Origin of the sequence: Bacillus cereus group sp. TH152-1LC (assembly GCF_027710505.1) — a bacterium.
GTDB classification, from domain to species: Bacteria; Bacillota; Bacilli; order Bacillales; family Bacillaceae_G; genus Bacillus_A; species Bacillus_A mobilis.
The window spans coordinates 1-17,752 of the sequence record NZ_JAQFNK010000032.1 but is presented as its reverse complement, the minus strand read 5'-3'; the positions used below and the strand labels follow the sequence as shown (position 1 = coordinate 17,752).

Below are 17,752 nucleotides of genomic sequence, written 5' to 3'. Positions count from 1 at the left end.
ATTTAAAAACTATATTGATTGTATGCAATCTTGAACAATTTTTCAATGAAAATGTTCTTATTTAGTTTATCCCTTTTCTTCATAATCAAACAAAAGGGGAAAATAACGCTACATACAAAAAATAAGTAACATTTTTTAATATAGCATTTATAAAGAAAAAGGTAAAACAATACTTCTTATTTAACTACCCTGATTCACTAAAAAAAGAACTTGTGAAAATCACAAGTTCTCCTCCACACCTATTAAGCGCTCTGGTTTCCTTCCATTTGCGTTTTGTACATATCGTAATAACGCCCGCGCTTTTTCATGAGCTCATCATGAGAGCCTTTTTCTAAAATCGTTCCTCTATCAAGCACAATAATTTGATCTGCGCTTTTAATTGTTGAAAGTCGGTGAGCAATAATAAATGTCGTTCTCCCTTTTTTCACAACTTCTAGCGCTTGTTGAATCATCGCTTCTGTCTCTGTATCAATACTAGATGTCGCTTCATCTAAAATTAAAATGGCTGGATCAAAAGCAAGTGCCCTAGCAAACGATATAAGCTGACGTTCTCCGGTTGAAAGTGTACTTCCTTTCTCCGTAATTTCTTCATTTATATTGTTCGCAAATCTTTCAGCACCAACATCACGTAATGCTTTTACGATGCGTTCTTTTGAAATTTTTTCGTTCTCTAAGCTAACATTAGATGCTACTGTCCCACTAAATAAAAACGGATCTTGCAGTACGATTCCCATATGTTCACGAGTTGCTTGTTTCGGCATCTCTTTTACATCGTGACCGTCAATCGTAAGCTTCCCTTTTTCAAACTCATAAAACTGAAAGAGTACATTCATAATGGAACTTTTTCCTGATCCAGTATGACCGACAAGCGCTACTGTCTCGCCTTGTTTCGCTTCAAAAGAAATATTTTTTAACACTTCATCTTTTCCATTATAAGAAAACGACACATTATCAAACTTCACATTTCCTTGTAAGCGAGGCATACGCTCCTCTTCTACCGTTTCCCCTTTTTCCTCTAACAATTCAAAAACACGTTCTGATGCAACGCGCGATTGTTCTAAGTTAGCGAGTTGATTTACCATATTTGTAATCGGTGAGAACAATCGTGTTAAATAATCAACAAACGCATACAGTATCCCTAGCGAAATGACGCCTGAAGCACTTAATGAAGCTCCACCGAAATACCAAATCACACCTGTGAAAGCGATATTTCTTAATACAGACACTAAGTTATGCGAAGTTGCTGCATTTAAATTCAAAATTTTATTTTGATACTTAAAATAATCACCATTTAATTCTTCAAACTCTTTTTTCGTTTCACGCTCTTGACGGAACGCTTGGATAATTGGCATTCCTTGAATGGATTCATTCACTGTTCCGTTAATATCAGATAAACGCGAACGCATTTTATGATTGTATACAGACGCGTACTTTCTATAAAGAATTGCCCAAACGATTAAAATCGGGATGATAAGTAAACATAACGTCGCCAATTTTACATCGAGTAAAAATAGCGCAGCGAATATCCCGATAATATAAATGATACTAGAAACGAATGTCGCAAGCACCGTTACGTATAAATCCCGAATAGCTTCCGTATCATTCGTGACACGCGATACAATTTTCCCTGCTGGTAAATGATCGAAATACCGAATTGGCAACGTTTGAATATGAGAAAAGACATCTTCCCTCATAATTTGAATAATTTTGTTCGCTGCCTTCTGTAAGAAAAATTGCTTTCCGTATGCAAATAATGAAACGACTACTAATAAAGCGAAATACCCACCACCAAGTAATAATAGACGGTTTATTTCTGGTTTATAAAACGCAAACACTTCTTCTTTCGTTAATGCTTTCGCTTTATACACTTGCACCGCCTTACCATTTTGAACGGTAATCATATCACCTTTTACAGTACGTGATCCTTCAGCATTCACTTTATTCGGCACAAAGTAATATTGAAAACCGACTTGCATCACGCGTACTTCTTTTCCTTTTTTCTCACCTTGTTCAAAGCGATCACTTCGCTTATAAAAGGTACCATTATACAAAACAGCCTCTTCACTCTTTTCTGTTTCATACCAAGGTTTCTCTATTCCAACGATATGATCGTCAATCATCGTTTTCGCGACGAAAGGACCAGCAAGCTCTGCGATGACAAAAATAAATAACATTAGCATCGCTGCAAAAATCGTCCCTTTCACTTTCATCGCATATTGAAACAATCGTTTTGAAACGCTCATATTTTCACCCCACTATCCGCACTTTCACTTTCATTTTCTCCTTGTTGTCTTTCAAACTGCTCAGCATACCAGCCCCCGCTTTTAATAAGCTGATCATGCGTACCCTCTTCCATTACTCCACCTTCATCCATAACGAGAATCCAATCTGCATGTTGTACGGCTGATAAACGGTGCGTCGTAATAATCGTCGTCTTTCCGCTTCTTTCTGTTCTTATATTTTCAATAATCGCTGCTTCCGTACGAGCATCCACAGCTGATAACGAATCGTCCAAAATTAAAATTTCTGGATTTTGAATCACAGCTCGCGCAATCGAGATCCTTTGTTTTTGCCCTCCCGATAAAGAAACACCCTTCTCTCCAACGAGCGTTTCTAACCCTTCTGGTAAAAACTCTAAATCCTTTGTAAACGCCGCAATTTCAATCGCTTTCTCGAGTTCTTCTTCCGTCGCTTCTCGGTTCCCGAATAAAATATTTTCCCTCGCTGTTTTTGAGAACAAAATATGTTCCTGAGGTACATACCCAATCCACCCGAGTACATTTTCATTCGTTATGTTATCTAACGTCACATCAGAGACTGCAATATCCCCATCTCCAAGTGGATATTGACGAAGAAGCTGACGTACAAGTGTCGTTTTTCCACTTCCTGTTTTTCCAACAACCCCAAGCGTTTCCCCTTGTTTTAATGTAAATGAAACCTTTTTTAAATTTGTTTCAGTTGATGAAGGATATGAAAAGGTAACGTCATCAAACTGAATATAATCCGGCTCTTGTACAAGCTTTGGATTTTTCGGATCCTTTACATCTGGTTCATACGCTAACGTTTCATTCACACGGTCTAATGATGCATTTCCTCGTTGCATAACATTGATTAATTCGCCAATTGCAAACATCGGCCAAATCATCATCCCTAAATACACGTTAAATGAAACGAGTTCACCAAGCGTCACCTTTGATTGAAATACAAGATACGCGCCATACACTAAACCGATTAAATAACTAAGACCAACAAGCATTTTTACAGTTGGCTGGAATAATGCATCGATTCTAGCTACCTTCATATTTTTTTCGTAGACGTCATCTCCTAAATGATGAAATCTTTCCTGATCTGCATTCTCTTGTACGTATGCACGAATAACGCGCACGCCAGCGATCGATTCTAATACTTTATCGTTCATATCACCGAACGCATCTTGCGCAACTGTAAATCTTTCATGCAATTTCTTTCCATATATATTCATCGCATACGCCATAATCGGAAGCGGTATAAGTGCCGCAAATGTAAGCTCCCAACTAATTGTAAATCCCATCATAAAGACAATCGTCAGCATATATAAACTCGAATCCACGAGCGTTAATATACCGAAACCAGCTGTCATAGCGATTGCTTTTAAATCATTTGTCGCTCGCGCCATTAAATCACCAGTACGATTCTTTTGATAAAACGTCGGTGTCATTTTAAGTAAATGCCCCATAAATTTAGAGCGCATCGTCTTCTCCAGTACGAATGCCCCTCCAAACAATTGATGTTGCCACACAAAAGTGAGACCGTATCCAACGATCGTAACCCCTATTAAAATAAGAATAGATTGCATAATTGCTTCATTCGATAACGTTCCTGTTTTTATGTTATCAATCGTAACCCCTAACACTTTCGGGGGAATAACTTCAACTATATTTACAATTAAAAGAGCTCCAATGGCGATACTATATCTCTTCCAATGCTCTTTAAAAAACCATTTTAACTTTAGTAATACTGATAACAATGTAACCTCTCCCTTCTCGTGCTCGTTTCCCTCTCATTTCTTTATCCACTATCCAGACCCATCACATTTACATTTCGTAACCCATACAATCTCATCACATTTTTCCACCTTCCAAAGTTTTATATAGTAACATGGAAAACAAAAAAAAGCATACCGCCGCTTGACGATATGCACAGGAATGCATAAAAGCGTACGTTACGATATACGCAACGCACGCTTTTTATAAGACAAAGATGCCCTATATAGCCGTACGGGTTGCGTAATGATATGAATGTTTTCTGCCATTTAACAGAGCTAAGCCCATTACATTTACGATTACAATCATTACGCACACCCCCTTCATTTATTTTCCATTTATAATCTTACAACTTTATTGAGTATTCTGTCAATTGTTTTTTTACACACCGAATAAAAATATACGCTACATCATTTTGAAATAAGGGAATGTTCTGTAAGAAAGGGCATACAAAATAAAAAAAGAATAAGAAATCGTTTTCACAAACATTTCATTTGAAAAATGTTATCAAACACCCTACAATCACCTTATACTCACTCTTACAAGTTGCTATTTTAGGAGGACTAATCATGACAACTAGCAATACGTACAAATTTTATTTAAACGGAGAATGGAGAGAAAGCTCTTCAGGAGAAACAATCGAAATTCCATCTCCATACTTACACGAAGTAATTGGACAAGTGCAAGCAATTACTCGCGGAGAAGTAGATGAAGCAATTGCATCTGCAAAAGAAGCTCAAAAATCATGGGCAGAAGCTTCTCTACAAGATCGCGCAAAATATTTATATAAATGGGCTGATGAGCTCGTAAATATGCAAGATGAAATTGCCGATATCATTATGAAAGAAGTCGGTAAAGGATATAAAGATGCGAAGAAAGAAGTTGTTCGTACAGCTGATTTCATTCGTTACACAATTGAAGAAGCTCTTCATATGCACGGAGAAAGCATGATGGGCGATAGCTTCCCTGGTGGAACGAAATCTAAACTTGCGATCATCCAACGCGCACCACTTGGTGTTGTATTAGCAATCGCACCATTTAACTACCCAGTAAACTTATCTGCTGCAAAACTTGCACCAGCATTAATTATGGGTAACGCTGTTATTTTCAAACCAGCGACTCAAGGTGCAATTAGCGGTATTAAAATGGTTGAAGCGCTTCATAAAGCTGGCCTTCCAAAAGGTCTTGTAAACGTAGCGACAGGACGCGGTTCTGTAATTGGTGACTACTTAGTAGAACACGAAGGCATCAATATGGTATCGTTCACAGGTGGTACAAACACAGGTAAACATTTAGCGAAAAAAGCTGCGATGATTCCACTTGTATTAGAACTTGGTGGTAAAGACCCTGGTATCGTTCGTGAAGATGCTGACTTACAAGATGCTGCAAACCATATCGTAAGCGGTGCATTCTCTTACTCTGGTCAACGTTGTACAGCTATTAAACGTGTACTTGTACACGAAAACGTAGCAGACGAGCTTGTTAGCTTATTAAAAGCGCAAGTAGCTGAACTATCAGTTGGATCTCCAGAACAAGATAGCACAATCGTTCCATTAATCGACGACAAGTCTGCTGACTTCGTTCAAGGTTTAGTTGACGACGCTGTAGAAAAAGGTGCAACAATTGTTATCGGTAACAAACGTGAGCGTAACTTAATTTACCCAACATTAATCGACCACGTAACAGAAGAAATGAAAGTTGCTTGGGAAGAGCCATTTGGCCCAATCCTTCCAATCATCCGTGTTTCTTCAGATGAGCAAGCAATTGAAATTGCTAACAAATCAGAGTTCGGCTTACAAGCAAGTGTCTTCACAAAAGACATTAACAAAGCATTTGCAATTGCTAACAAAATCGAAACTGGTTCTGTTCAAATTAACGGACGCACAGAGCGCGGCCCTGACCACTTCCCATTCATCGGTGTAAAAGGTTCAGGTATGGGTGCACAAGGTATTCGTAAGAGCCTTGAGTCTATGACACGTGAAAAAGTAACTGTATTAAACTTTGTTTAATCTTATATGTAGAAGCTGATCTAGTTTTGGATCAGCTTCTTTTTATACAGTTTAGTTCACGAGTTGTTTTTCCATAGTTAAATTCACACATTCTACAGCAATTTGATACCCTAGCCATTGCTCAGCAATATGTTCAAATGATGAAACAGAACCTGTTGTAAAAAATCGATGCTTCAGATTCAGATTGTCAGACAAAATTCCTTTGTGTTGTAAAATTGTGCTTAACTCTATCGCTGTTTCTTCTGCCGAACTAATAATCGTTACATCTTCTCCTAATTCCTTTTTTATATAGGACTCTAAAAGTGGATAATGCGTACACCCAAGAATTAGCGTATCTATATCTTCTTCCGTTAATGGCAGTAAAGCTTGTTTCACTTGCTGCGTTACATATGCTGTATCTTCTAATTGATTTTCTACAACTGTAGCTAAAGTCGGACACGCATGACTATGCACTTCCAAATATGTATCAAGCTCGTGTAATGCTTTTTCGTACATATTAGATTGTATCGTACCTACAGTTCCAATTACCCCGATTTTTCCTTTCTTTGTCACTTTAATTGCAGCCCTTGCTCCCGGATGTATAACGCCAATAACCGGAATGGGAAGTGCTTCTTGCAAATCAGTCAATGCAGCAGCTGCACCAGTATTACATGCTACAACTAGGGCTTTTAATGGAAACTTTTTGAGGAACTCAACCATTTCAAATATGAAAGATTGTACCTCCTCTACACTTCTTGGCCCATACGGACAACGATCATTATCACCAATATAGTAAATGCTCTCTTTAGGCAATTGACGCATAATCTCACTCGCAACTGTTAATCCCCCAACCCCTGAATCTAGTACACCTATTATGGAATTTTTATTACATGCAGGCATATACTTCATCCCCTTCTCAATCTTCTAGCCCTAATAACATTTATTATATTACGAAAATTCAAATATCGCATAACAATCCCTCTCACTTTTAATCACATACTCTTCTCTATAATCTGATTATTACTATATCCATTGACGTATAAAAATTCATTTGTTACTCTTAAAGACGTTAATTTAATATTTAAATCCTCATTCGTATCTCGGTGAGGTAGAGGTTGCAGTCATTAAGAGTATCATTTCAGGAGATGTAGTGGCATTGATGAAGGAATGAGAAAGGAATGATTGCCGAAGTAAGCCCGTGTCCACCATGCACGCTTGCTGGGTCTGCATTTAATAAGTGCAGAACTGTCACAAACGAAACGTTTCGTTTGTGGAGAGCTATCGAGAGGTATGTCGTGGGTTTCTTATAAGATAGAAAGCATGTAGCGGCAAATTACGTGCTTTTTTTGTTTTGTTTGGGACTTCTCTTCTCTACTAAGAAGACATACATATCTCCTCGCTTGACTTGGTTATACTAACTTTGGAGGTATTTTCTATGCAACAAAAAAAATGGGGCTTTTGGGTACTAACAGCTTTCGTTGTCGGTAACATGGTTGGCGCTGGGATTTTCATGGTGCCAAGTACGTTGGCACAAACAGCAAGCCCTCTCGGTGTCACTTTAGCTTGGTTAACAACAGGGTTTGGTGTTTTAATGCTAGCTCTTGTTTTCGGTAATTTAGCAATTCGTCGTCCTGATTTAACGACAGGACCACAAAGTCATGCATATGCTTTATTCTCATCACCAAAAAAGAAAAAAATGGCTGGTTTCAGTATGGTATGGGGATATTGGGTTGCAAACTGGGCAAGTAACGTTGCCATTATTACGTCTTTCGCGGGATATTTATCACTCTTCTTCCCAATTATGAAAGATACGCGACTACTATTTTCAATCGGTTCTTTTAACATAGAAGTCGGAAAACTAATTACATTTACGATTTGTTCCATCTTACTTTGGGGAACTCATATTATATTAACAAACGGTGTAAGCGGAGCTGGAAAGCTAAACTTCTTAGCAACAACAACGAAAGTAACTGGATTCCTTTTATTCATCGTCGTTACGTTATTTGCATTCGAAGCTTCTAAGTTTGGACAATGGTACACACCGATGATCGATAAATCAGGTGTATCACACGGCCTACTTTCACAAGTAAACTTAGCTGCTCTTACAACGCTTTGGGCATTTATCGGAATTGAATCGGCAGTACTTTTATCAAACCGTGCTACCTCTCCTAAAACAGTAAAACGCGCAACAGTTGCAGGATTACTTATTACAGTTGCGATTTACTTAGGAATTACAATTTTAACAATGGGTGTACTTCACGTTGATAAATTACAAGCTTCTGAACGTCCATTAGCAGATGCATTAAACGCTGCAATGGGTCATGGCGGTGGGAAACTGATGGCATTACTTGCTCTTACTTCCCTATTCGGTTCTATATTAGGCTGGATTTTATTAAGCTCAGAAGTACCGTATCAAGCAGCAAAAGAAGGTTTCTTCCCTTCCTTCTTCACAAAAACAAATAAAAAAGGAAGTCCAATTTACTCATTACGATTAACAAACATTATGTCGCAAGTGTTCTTATTCTCAACATTATCAGGAACTATTGCGGAAGCTTATACATTCGTTATTACCGTATCAACACTGGCCTACCTCATTCCATATCTCGTTTCACCAATCTTCCAGTTAAAACTAGTCGCAACTGGTGAAACATATAAAAATGAAATGCGGGCAAGAATTACAGATGGTATAGTCGCAGTGATCGCACTTTGCTATGCACTATGGGTTATTAAAACCGGTGCATCCGATATAAAAACGTTCCTTCTCGGAATTGGTTTATTCGTAATTGGTTTTGCCTTCTATCCATTAATGAATCGTGATCAGAAAAAAAATAACGAAAAGGAAAACGAGCAAGTTGCATAACGCAATTTGCTCGTTTTTTCTTTTATAAAACATATATAATAGAACAAAGAGGTGAAAAACATGTCAATCGAATCACTATGGAGCAGTCGCTTCCAACAACATATGCAAAATATCATTACATACTTTGCACGTATGATTAACGGTTTACTATATAGCTTTATCTTTATTTCATGCGTTGGCGCATACTACTATGCTCAGTTTCTAAAAGCATCTCCTTCTAAAGGAATAGCTTTACTACTCATCACGATTGTACTTACATTCATTATAACGAGATGCCCGATCCGTACATTTATTCAAAAACCTGATGCTGTCTATTTGCTTGCATTAGAAGAGAAACTAACATCTTATTTTAAAAAATCTCTTCTATACAATTACATCATTCAGCTTTTCCCATTATTATTCACATTCTTGATTCTCGTTCCACTTGCCCTGCAATCATTACAAGTAACGGTACCTTTCTTATGTACAATCTTTATCGTTTTAATGATTATGAAAGCTTGGAATATATATACACATTGGATGTGGCGTGATAGTCATGAAAAAAATATATGGTTCATTATTCGTATTACTTGTAACGCCTTAATCATTTACATGCTGTTTTACTCGGCACATGTTCTTATATTAGGCGGATTGCTCTTACTACTTGCTTTCCTACTTCTATATACGAAAAAACAGCCTATAAAACGAATACCGTGGGATTACATAATTGAACAAGAAGAAAAAATGAACGTTCGTTTTTATCAATTTGCTAGCATTTTCACCGATGTTCCGCAACTGAATAAGCAAGTAAATAAAAGAAAATGGCTTACAAATTGGATTGAACCTTTATTACATAAAAAGCGAGCAACTTTCTTCTATTTACATACACTCGCATTTTTACGCGGGAATGATTATTTCGGTATATATATTCGCTTAGGAGTAATCGGTGCCTTCGCCTTATATTTTATACCAAACATATACGTAAAAGGTGCTATCGCCTACATCGTCCTATATATGATTTCGATGCAGCTACGTTCCCTGTGGAAATATTTTTCAGGAAATATTATTGTAGCATTATATCCAATTGATACTGAAAAACGAATGAATCAATTTCTTCGCTTAATCTTTATATTGCTAAGCATGCAACTCATTGTATTTTCAATTGTTATACTCATTGCTACAGTTCAATTTTTACATAGCCTTATCATTATGATTATCGGGTTACTCTGGATAAAATTTATTATTATACCAAAAACGAAGCAACGAATTTCCGCATTTTAACGAAAAAAAAATCATCTTAAAAGCCAAGGAGAAAACAAATTATCTCCTTGGCTTTTTTATTTTTCTTCCTCAAATAAGAATTATCCAAACAACTGATAGTTATGCTTTTTACATACAAAAACGATAATGCATGTTTACGTCTTAATAAAAAGGGTATGTATTAAAGTAACAGGGCAAAGAAACTGGAGGGAATGAAAAAATATGAATTAAAAGTTTCACTTTATAAAAGACATTGCTCAAGGATGATTCTGAAACCGATAATATAATGTAAGGAGCGGATTAGAATGAGTAAAAAAATTGCTATTTTAATAACGGATTATTTCGAGGACACAGAATACACAGAGCCAGTAGGAGCTTTTAATGAAAAGGGATATGAATTAACAACTATTGAAATGGACAAAGGTAAAACGGTACACGGTAAACAAGGAAAAAGTGAAGTCGTGATTGATAAAAATATTGATGATGTTTCTCCAGAGAACTTTGATGCCCTCTTCATACCAGGCGGATTTTCCCCAGATATACTTCGTGCAGATGAACGTTTTGTTCGCTTTAGCAAAGCATTTATGGATGCGAAAAAACCTGTTTTCGCTATTTGTCATGGACCTCAGCTACTCATCACTGCACAAACACTTGAAGGACGCGATGTGACTGGATATAAATCCATTGCGGTCGATTTGAAAAATGCCGGTGGACATTTTCATGACAAAAAGGTTGTCGTATGCCAAAATCAGCTAGTAACAAGTAGACAACCAGAGGATATCCCAGCGTTTATTGAAGAATCATTGCGTATATTAGGATAGTTATTATAGGTTAACCAAAATAGCTGTTTAGCTACTTTGGTTAACCTTTTGTAACACTTCTCCATCTTTAATTTTTTTGGAACAGCCTCTTTTTGCGTCCCCAAATTTCTAATCACTTTTCATAGGCAATTCTCATATAGTGAAAATGACTATATAATTCCTATCCATAAGTTAAATAATGATTTTACACATATATAAAGTGAAACTTTAATCAGCCTTCACCAATCGGACGTTAACGGACAGTAAAACTCCCACCTAACTTCTTTGCTCCAACTAAATTTTGAGGTGGGAGTTTTACTGTCCGTTAACGCAGGATAAATACAAAAGATGGGAGCCTTATTTATGAATAACAATCCACCTTCAACGCCCCCAAATCCAACAGAAACGAATAATAATGAAGTGAGCTTACAAACGTTACGCGTCATTGGGCTTATTGTACTGATTAGTGGCTACATATTAGTAGCTCTTTCTGAAGTAGGAACGCTAAAAAATCTTTTGCTACAGCCTAACACTACTCCAAATTTAGCTGAAGTTGATCCGTTCTAAAAAGAAAAACATACCCTTCTTCTTTAAAAAACGTAACAATTGATTCATTCGGCTGGGCAATTTTCGCGAAGTTATGGATACAGCCATCCCCGCATTAAATGCGGGGATGGCTGCAATTATTGAATGACTTCTTCTAAATGATTCTTCAAGTTCTCTAAATACGTATCAATTGTAGGATTCTTCACCACATCATAACAAGCAAAGCTCTTTAACGGACTCATGCCAAGAAACTTTTGCACGCGGTGTAAGTGGCTAAGCGCTGACTCTAAACTTTCCCCTTCAAAGAACTTCGTCTTATCTCCAAATGCTTTCTCCGGTGCGTTCCAAGTTGTAGAAAACATATACGCTTTCTCTTTTAATAAACCACCTGTTCCATATTCATCAGCACCTTTAAAGAACAAACCGTATTCATATACTTCATCCATATACGTTTTAAATAACCCTGGTACACTAAACCAGTAAATCGGCGTTTGATAAATTACAACATCAGCCCATAAAAACTTCTCTTGTTCTTCTTTAATACTATAACCATCTTGAATCGTTGTTGTTTTCACATGGTTCTTCTCACTTAATACCGTTACCATATAATCAACTAACGTTCTATTTAAACGTCCTTCTTTCGTACCGTATTTTTCATGTCCATTTATAATGAATATATTTTTCATCGCTTTTCTCTCCCCTATATAATTTACTCTTCAGCTATTAACCCAAGTTGTTGTTTCAGCGTAAGATTATCTTCTAAATGCCAGTCTTCCGTTATCTTTCCGTCTTCCACATGTAAAATATCAATTGCAAAAAAATTGATTTTCTTATCCTTATGAGTGCCTGTAAAAGAAAGACGAGCTGTTACTTTATCCCCAACGACTAATAAATCTTCAATCTCGCAATGTATATTAGGAACAACTTTACGAAAGTTTTGTGCCGCAAACTTTAATCCTTCCGTGCCTTGTGGTCGCCCTTTCGGCAATGTATTATCGAAAAATTTTTCAGTAACAGTCTGCGGAATAAGTTCCTCTTTACCTGTATCCCAAAATGCATAAAAACGCTGCGCTGCATGAACCATCTCTGTCGCTTCTTTTTTACTTAGTGAGGGATCAATTGTCATTGCTTTTGGCTTGGGCATTTCTTTTAATAACTGGACTTCCGTTTTTTCTTCCACGCCGCATGCTACAAGTGCAATGCAAACAACAAACAAACTAAAGAATCCAAACAACTTTTTTATTCCCATGAAAATCACCTCCTCCTCATCTTAACCCCTTTGTATTTCGTATTGCTATTGTATATGCACTAACTTCCTTTATGGAAGTAGTGATATTTTTTTCATATAGTTACCAAAAGTATAGTTTTGTGATACTATAAAGCAAATTCATTCAAAAAAATTTTATGGAGGCTAGTTCCATGAACAATATAGATCCAGTTGAATTAACGAAAGGTTTACCTGGCATACCTTGTCCTATCGCTAAAACGCTTGATGTAATTCGTACAAAATGGACGTTTTTAATCATTCGCGACCTTCTTATCGAAGGAACATTGCGCTTTAGTGATTTACAAAAATCAATGCACGGGATTAGTCCGAAAACATTATCGCTTCGACTAAAAGAACTAGAGTCTCAAGGGATTATAACGAGAAAAGTATATCCAGAAGTTCCGCCTCGTGTAGAGTACACATTAACGGATAAAGGAAAGCAATTAGAGGGGATTTTCATTGAATTAAAACGATTTGGATTAAGTTTATAAAGTGAAATTTTAATCAGTGGGGGTTTTCTTCATCCCTCACTGATTATCAGCCCTCACCAATCGGACTTTAATGGGTAGCCCGACCCCCACCTAACTTCTTTGCTTTCACTGAATTTTGAGGTGGGGGTCTTACTGCCCATTAAAGCGGGATAAAACAAAAACCCCTTACCGTCGTAAGGGGTTTTATTACTTTGCAAAACTTTCAGCTAGCTGTTTCTCTCTCCACATAAATGTAATGCCGAGACCAACTATTAAAACAACTCCTGAAAATGCATATGGATAATGAATATTCATATCAAATAATATTCCGCCCATCGCTGGACCTGCGATATTTCCTAAACTCGTATAAGTCGAGTTCATACCAGCAACGAATCCTTGCTCTTTTCCGGCTGCTTTTGATAAAAACGTCGTTAAAGCTGGACGAAGTAAATCAAATGCTAAGAAAATAAAACAAGTAACAAGAAGTACAATCCAATAATTAAAGACTACAGTTGAAACGAACGCTAATACTGCACCTACAATTAAACATATTTGAATCAGCACTTTTTCACCGAACATGTCGACCAATTTACCAAACATAAATACTTGCACAACTACCCCAAAGATGGAGCTAATCGTAATAATTGCAGCAATATCTTTCGGTGTGAACCCAAACTTATGATCAGAAAATAGACTAAACACAGTTTCATACGCTGATAATCCGAATGCGAGTACAAATACGATAATAAATGCAATTGCATACATTGGATGTAATGATTTCTTTAAATCACCAATAAAACTCGATTCTTTCGTATTAGCAGAAATCTCTGCAAGCTCTTCCTTCGTTAACGGCTCTTTCAAAATAAAAATCGAAATTACACATGCTATAAAGGCAATTGCTGCTGCAACGAAGAATGGCACACGTATACCGTATTCTGCAATAAATCCGCCAATTCCAGGCCCTATAATAAATCCAGTACTAATTGCCGCAGATAAATATCCCATCGCCTTTGGACGTTCTTGCATAGAGGTAATATCCGCAACATATGCCGTAACACCAGGCATAATAAACGCAGCACTAATTCCGCCTAACACTCGTGCTGCATAAAGCATCCACACATCTTTTCCTAATCCAAAAAGAAGTTCTGAAACACCAAAAATAAATAATCCAATGATGATCATTTTCTTCCTACCGTAAAGGTCAACCCACCGGCCTGTAATAGGTGACGTAATGAGCTGAGCCATTGCAAACACTGCAACGAGATATCCCATCGTCTTCCCTGTTAAACTCATGTCATTCATAAAGGACGGCATAACCGGAATGATTAATCCAATCCCTAAAAAAGCGATAAATATATTACTCAAAAGAATGACCAATACCATCTTTTGTTCTTTTATCGGTTTCTTCACTTTTTAACACCTCTTCCCGTAAGTTCCTCAAAAAAATAATGCCCAAGAAGCTTTTTCTTTATCCTTCTATTTGTGGGCTAATCATGAGTAGAGATGCCTCCACTCATTAGAATTTCACACTATCCTTCCACACATACATAAGCATTAGGTGAATGACTATCATTCAGTTTTCCTCAAAGATGAACCTACCTTTTCAGACAGGTTCATCTTACTATTTCTTTATATGTAGTGCATGTGTTAAAAAATCTAGTACTTCTGCCTTTTGTAGCTCGACTTGCTCTTCATCTTTATGATCATATAAATAAACTTGTTCCGCTGCTGATTCAACAAGAGCGATAAATAACTTCGCTGTTCGCTCTGCGTGAACCGAACCACGAATTTCACCAGCTTCTTTCGCCTCATTTAAAAACTCGCTTAGCCACATATAAAGAGGCTCATACACAGCTTCCCATTCTTTTATATGTTCTGTAGATGCAAGACCCGCATACATTAAAGCTTGTATTTCACGATATTCAGCTATGAAGTTAAATACCGCATCTATCACTTGCTTAACTTTACTTGAGAAAGGCGCATCGTTTTGCACTTTTTCTTTCACTGCAAGTATCATCTTTTCAACCATCACTTCTGCTATTGCAGGCATAACAGATAACTTAGAAGGAAAATATAAATAGAAAGTTCCTTGTGCAATGCCAGCTAATTTTACGATATCAGAAATCTTCGTTTTTTCAACGCCCTTTTCCTGAAACACTTCAATAGCTGCATAGACAATTTTCTCTTTTTTATTCATCATCTAAACCCTTTCAAACACGTATTGAATGACTGTCACTCATTTTATAAAATAACTAGCTGTACTGTCAATTATCGTGCACTTTTTACAATAAAAATCTCCTAACGACTTGTTAGGAGATACAATATATTTTTACGAAAGAGCCTTTAATCCTGTCACTCCGCATACAATAAGGGCCACACTAATGATACGTGCTTTACTTTTCGACTCACCAAACAGGAACATGTTTAATAAAACGGCACCTGCCGTTCCAATACCAATCCAAACCGCATACGCGACACTTACTTGTAAGAATAAGAAAGATGTATACAAGAATGCGAAGGATGTAGCAAATCCACCTATATAAATCGCGCCATTTGCTAACGTCTTATCTTTACTATACATTTTCAGACCGATCACACCAACTATTTCACTAATTGCAGCACAAAATACGAAAAACCAACCCATCTTTAAGCAGCTCCTTCCACAGTTTCTTCTTTATTATCAGCTAGCTTTAAACCGATAACGCCAGCTACAACCATCACGATAAAGAATAACTTTCCTACACTGAAACTTCCGCCAAAAAGGAATACATCCATTAAGAAAGTCCCTACCGTACCAGCTCCGGCAAAAATAGCATATACAGTTCCTGTCGCAAGATGTTCACATGCTTTAGAAAGGAAGTAAAAATCAACAGCGATAACGCCTAAAATAATAATCCAATGCCACCAAGTATCGGCCGTATTAAAACCAAACACCCAAAAAATTTCGAAGATACATGTTAATATGACATATAACCAAGCTCTATTTTTCATACCTCTCACCTCTTATGACTGACTATCAGTCATTTTTGTTTTAAAAAAATATTCCTTTACATCACTACTTATATATAAAACAACTATCATCCTCATTTACCATTATATTTGTTCCATTTCCAAGCAAATTATATCCTGTCACATAAAAATGACTGAATGTCATTCATAAATATTGTACATGAATATTTTAAGAACTGTCAATGCCGAAAGATTATTTTAAAATTTCTTTCATCCGATTTGTATATTCCCTAATAATCTGTCAATACTGCTAGTAACATAATATTTTCTCCACTCCCCCTTGGAGAGATCCCTTTAATAGAGCAGTTAGCGTTTGCTAGCTGCTCTTTTTTATTTGCCAACACACTGTGAGATTAAATCCATTTTTATCATATATATATTTTCTATTTATTTTCCAAAGAGGCTTTGTATGCAATAATTTTATTCTCCAGCATCTTTTCTGTAATGACTAAGTTTTCTCTTTGCATCTGAATAGATTTCCTATGATCTTCTAGGAGCTGTAAACGAGCTTCAGTTGTATGCTCCCCTTCTAAATATAACCTAGCGTATTCTCTTATTTTCGCTATCGGCATTTGCGTTTGTTTTAATTTCATGACAAACTGCAACCACTTTATATGTGACTCTTCATAAAGTCGATTCCCATTTGTATCGCGATTTGCAATTAATATATTTTCCTTTTCATAATAACGTAGTGTATGTGTACTCACTCCTATTAATTTAGCCACCTCGCTAATTGTGTACATACTCTCACTCCCTCCACATGCTTATCCTCATATATTTTATAGCCTTATCAAATTGATAAAAAACATTTGACTTAGAGTATACTCTAACAAATAAAATCTAACCATAATACATTTATTTGAACTTAGGGGGATTTTATATGAAATACACTGTTATTACTGGCGCTAGTTCTGGAATTGGCTATGAATCGGCTTTAGCCTTTGCATCTCGTGGAAAGAACTTAATACTTGTCGCTCGAAGACAAGAAGAATTAGACGGATTAAAATTAAAAATTAACGAAATGAATCCAGAATTAGATGTTGTTATTCGAAGAACTGATTTATCTATCACGGAGAATATTTATAAGCTTTATGAAAGCCTACAAGCCTTTCAAATTGAAACGTGGATTAACAACGCAGGGTTTGGTAATTTCGCCTCAATTGCTGAACAAAATTTAAATAAAATTGAAACGATGTTACATGTAAATATAGAAGCACTAACAATACTCTCTTCTCTTTTCGTTCGAGATTATTCAATGGTTGATGGCACACAACTTATTAACGTTTCATCAGGCGGTGGATACACCATTGTTGCTGATGCTGTTACGTATTGCGCTACGAAATTTTATGTAAGTGCATTTACAGAAGGTTTATCTCATGAATTGAAAGAACAAGGTGCAAAACTGCAAGCAAAGGTTTTAGCACCTGGTGCAACTGAAACAGAATTTGCAAAACGTTCATTTGATATTGATGAATTCCAAGTGCGCCCATAAGGGCATTTAGAAAATCTCCTTAGGCAAGAGATGGGAAGTTTACACCTAAACCAATCACC

At 36.7% G+C, this 17,752-nt stretch carries 16 protein-coding genes, 1 pseudogene and 1 riboswitch; of the genes and pseudogenes, 7 read left to right on the top strand and 10 right to left on the bottom strand.

The genetic code is table 11. From position 1 onward, the window contains the following. Positions 1 to 242 precede the first annotated feature (242 nt). Positions 243 to 2,243, bottom strand: a complete 2,001-nt coding sequence (locus PDL00_RS31955; RefSeq protein WP_270733567.1) for an ABC transporter ATP-binding protein — start codon at positions 2,241 to 2,243, stop codon at positions 243 to 245. Continuing rightward, positions 2,240 to 4,006 (bottom strand): ABC transporter ATP-binding protein, encoded by a 1,767-nt coding sequence (locus PDL00_RS31950; protein ID WP_242253670.1) that lies wholly within the window; start codon positions 4,004 to 4,006, stop codon positions 2,240 to 2,242. The genes PDL00_RS31955 and PDL00_RS31950 overlap by 4 nt, the downstream gene beginning before the upstream one ends. Before the next feature lie 585 nt (positions 4,007 to 4,591). On the opposite strand from PDL00_RS31950, the gene gapN reads away from it, so the two are divergent. Continuing rightward, positions 4,592 to 6,031 carry an NADP-dependent glyceraldehyde-3-phosphate dehydrogenase gene (gene gapN / locus PDL00_RS31945; protein WP_000213624.1) on the top strand — a complete coding sequence of 480 codons (1,440 nt, stop codon included), beginning with the start codon at positions 4,592 to 4,594 and terminating at the stop codon, positions 6,029 to 6,031. 51 nt (positions 6,032 to 6,082) lie between these two features. Here the strand turns inward: gapN and racE are convergent, their stop codons facing one another. Then, the gene (racE, locus tag PDL00_RS31940) at positions 6,083 to 6,910 is read right to left on the bottom strand and encodes a glutamate racemase (RefSeq protein WP_270733564.1); all 828 of its coding nucleotides are present in this window, start codon (positions 6,908 to 6,910) and stop codon (positions 6,083 to 6,085) included. Positions 6,911 to 7,111: 201 nt separating this feature from the next. Continuing rightward, positions 7,112 to 7,299, top strand: a riboswitch (Lysine riboswitch). A 146-nt stretch (positions 7,300 to 7,445) separates the two neighbouring features. Here racE and PDL00_RS31935 point away from each other — a divergent pair. The 4 genes from PDL00_RS31935 to PDL00_RS31920 all read left to right on the top strand — a co-directional run bounded on the left by PDL00_RS31935 (position 7,446) and on the right by PDL00_RS31920 (position 11,476). After that, positions 7,446 to 8,870, top strand: a complete 1,425-nt coding sequence (locus PDL00_RS31935) for an amino acid permease (RefSeq protein ID WP_242253671.1) — start codon at positions 7,446 to 7,448, stop codon at positions 8,868 to 8,870. A gap of 60 nt (positions 8,871 to 8,930) precedes the next feature. Then, positions 8,931 to 10,130 carry an ABC transporter permease gene (locus tag PDL00_RS31930; RefSeq protein WP_270733562.1) on the top strand — a complete coding sequence of 400 codons (1,200 nt, stop codon included), beginning with the start codon at positions 8,931 to 8,933 and terminating at the stop codon, positions 10,128 to 10,130. 284 nt (positions 10,131 to 10,414) lie between these two features. Beyond that, on the top strand, positions 10,415 to 10,930 hold the full coding sequence (locus PDL00_RS31925; protein WP_270733560.1) for a type 1 glutamine amidotransferase domain-containing protein: 516 nt from the start codon (positions 10,415 to 10,417) through the stop codon (positions 10,928 to 10,930). A gap of 342 nt (positions 10,931 to 11,272) precedes the next feature. Beyond that, complete coding sequence (locus tag PDL00_RS31920; RefSeq protein ID WP_001063863.1) at positions 11,273 to 11,476, top strand: hypothetical protein; 204 nt, start codon at positions 11,273 to 11,275, stop codon at positions 11,474 to 11,476. Between the two features lie 116 nt (positions 11,477 to 11,592). Here the strand turns inward: PDL00_RS31920 and PDL00_RS31915 are convergent, their stop codons facing one another. After that, the gene (locus PDL00_RS31915) at positions 11,593 to 12,141 is read right to left on the bottom strand and encodes an NAD(P)H-dependent oxidoreductase (protein WP_270733559.1); all 549 of its coding nucleotides are present in this window, start codon (positions 12,139 to 12,141) and stop codon (positions 11,593 to 11,595) included. A 23-nt stretch (positions 12,142 to 12,164) separates the two neighbouring features. Next, positions 12,165 to 12,704 carry an ester cyclase gene (locus PDL00_RS31910; protein ID WP_270733558.1) on the bottom strand — a complete coding sequence of 180 codons (540 nt, stop codon included), beginning with the start codon at positions 12,702 to 12,704 and terminating at the stop codon, positions 12,165 to 12,167. 170 nt (positions 12,705 to 12,874) lie between these two features. Here PDL00_RS31910 and PDL00_RS31905 point away from each other — a divergent pair, with 170 nt between their 5' ends. After that, positions 12,875 to 13,213 carry a winged helix-turn-helix transcriptional regulator gene (locus tag PDL00_RS31905; protein ID WP_270733556.1) on the top strand — a complete coding sequence of 113 codons (339 nt, stop codon included), beginning with the start codon at positions 12,875 to 12,877 and terminating at the stop codon, positions 13,211 to 13,213. Positions 13,214 to 13,399: 186 nt separating this feature from the next. Here the strand turns inward: PDL00_RS31905 and PDL00_RS31900 are convergent, their stop codons facing one another. The 5 genes from PDL00_RS31900 to PDL00_RS31880 all read right to left on the bottom strand — a co-directional run bounded on the left by PDL00_RS31900 (position 13,400) and on the right by PDL00_RS31880 (position 16,944). After that, a complete protein-coding gene (locus PDL00_RS31900) occupies positions 13,400 to 14,602 on the bottom strand; it encodes an MFS transporter (RefSeq protein ID WP_048545666.1) in 1,203 nt (400 codons plus the stop codon). Positions 14,603 to 14,813: 211 nt separating this feature from the next. Next, positions 14,814 to 15,392, bottom strand: a complete 579-nt coding sequence (locus PDL00_RS31895; protein WP_242253689.1) for a TetR family transcriptional regulator — start codon at positions 15,390 to 15,392, stop codon at positions 14,814 to 14,816. 129 nt (positions 15,393 to 15,521) lie between these two features. Next, a complete protein-coding gene (locus PDL00_RS31890; RefSeq protein ID WP_000539670.1) occupies positions 15,522 to 15,836 on the bottom strand; it encodes a DMT family transporter in 315 nt (104 codons plus the stop codon). 2 nt (positions 15,837 to 15,838) lie between these two features. After that, positions 15,839 to 16,183 carry a DMT family transporter gene (locus PDL00_RS31885; RefSeq protein WP_064473857.1) on the bottom strand — a complete coding sequence of 115 codons (345 nt, stop codon included), beginning with the start codon at positions 16,181 to 16,183 and terminating at the stop codon, positions 15,839 to 15,841. A gap of 401 nt (positions 16,184 to 16,584) precedes the next feature. Then, positions 16,585 to 16,944 (bottom strand): MerR family transcriptional regulator, encoded by a 360-nt coding sequence (locus PDL00_RS31880; protein WP_061677862.1) that lies wholly within the window; start codon positions 16,942 to 16,944, stop codon positions 16,585 to 16,587. 137 nt (positions 16,945 to 17,081) lie between these two features. Here PDL00_RS31880 and PDL00_RS31875 point away from each other — a divergent pair. After that, positions 17,082 to 17,681: pseudogene (locus tag PDL00_RS31875) on the top strand (SDR family NAD(P)-dependent oxidoreductase); the annotation flags it as partial. Positions 17,682 to 17,752 lie beyond the last annotated feature (71 nt).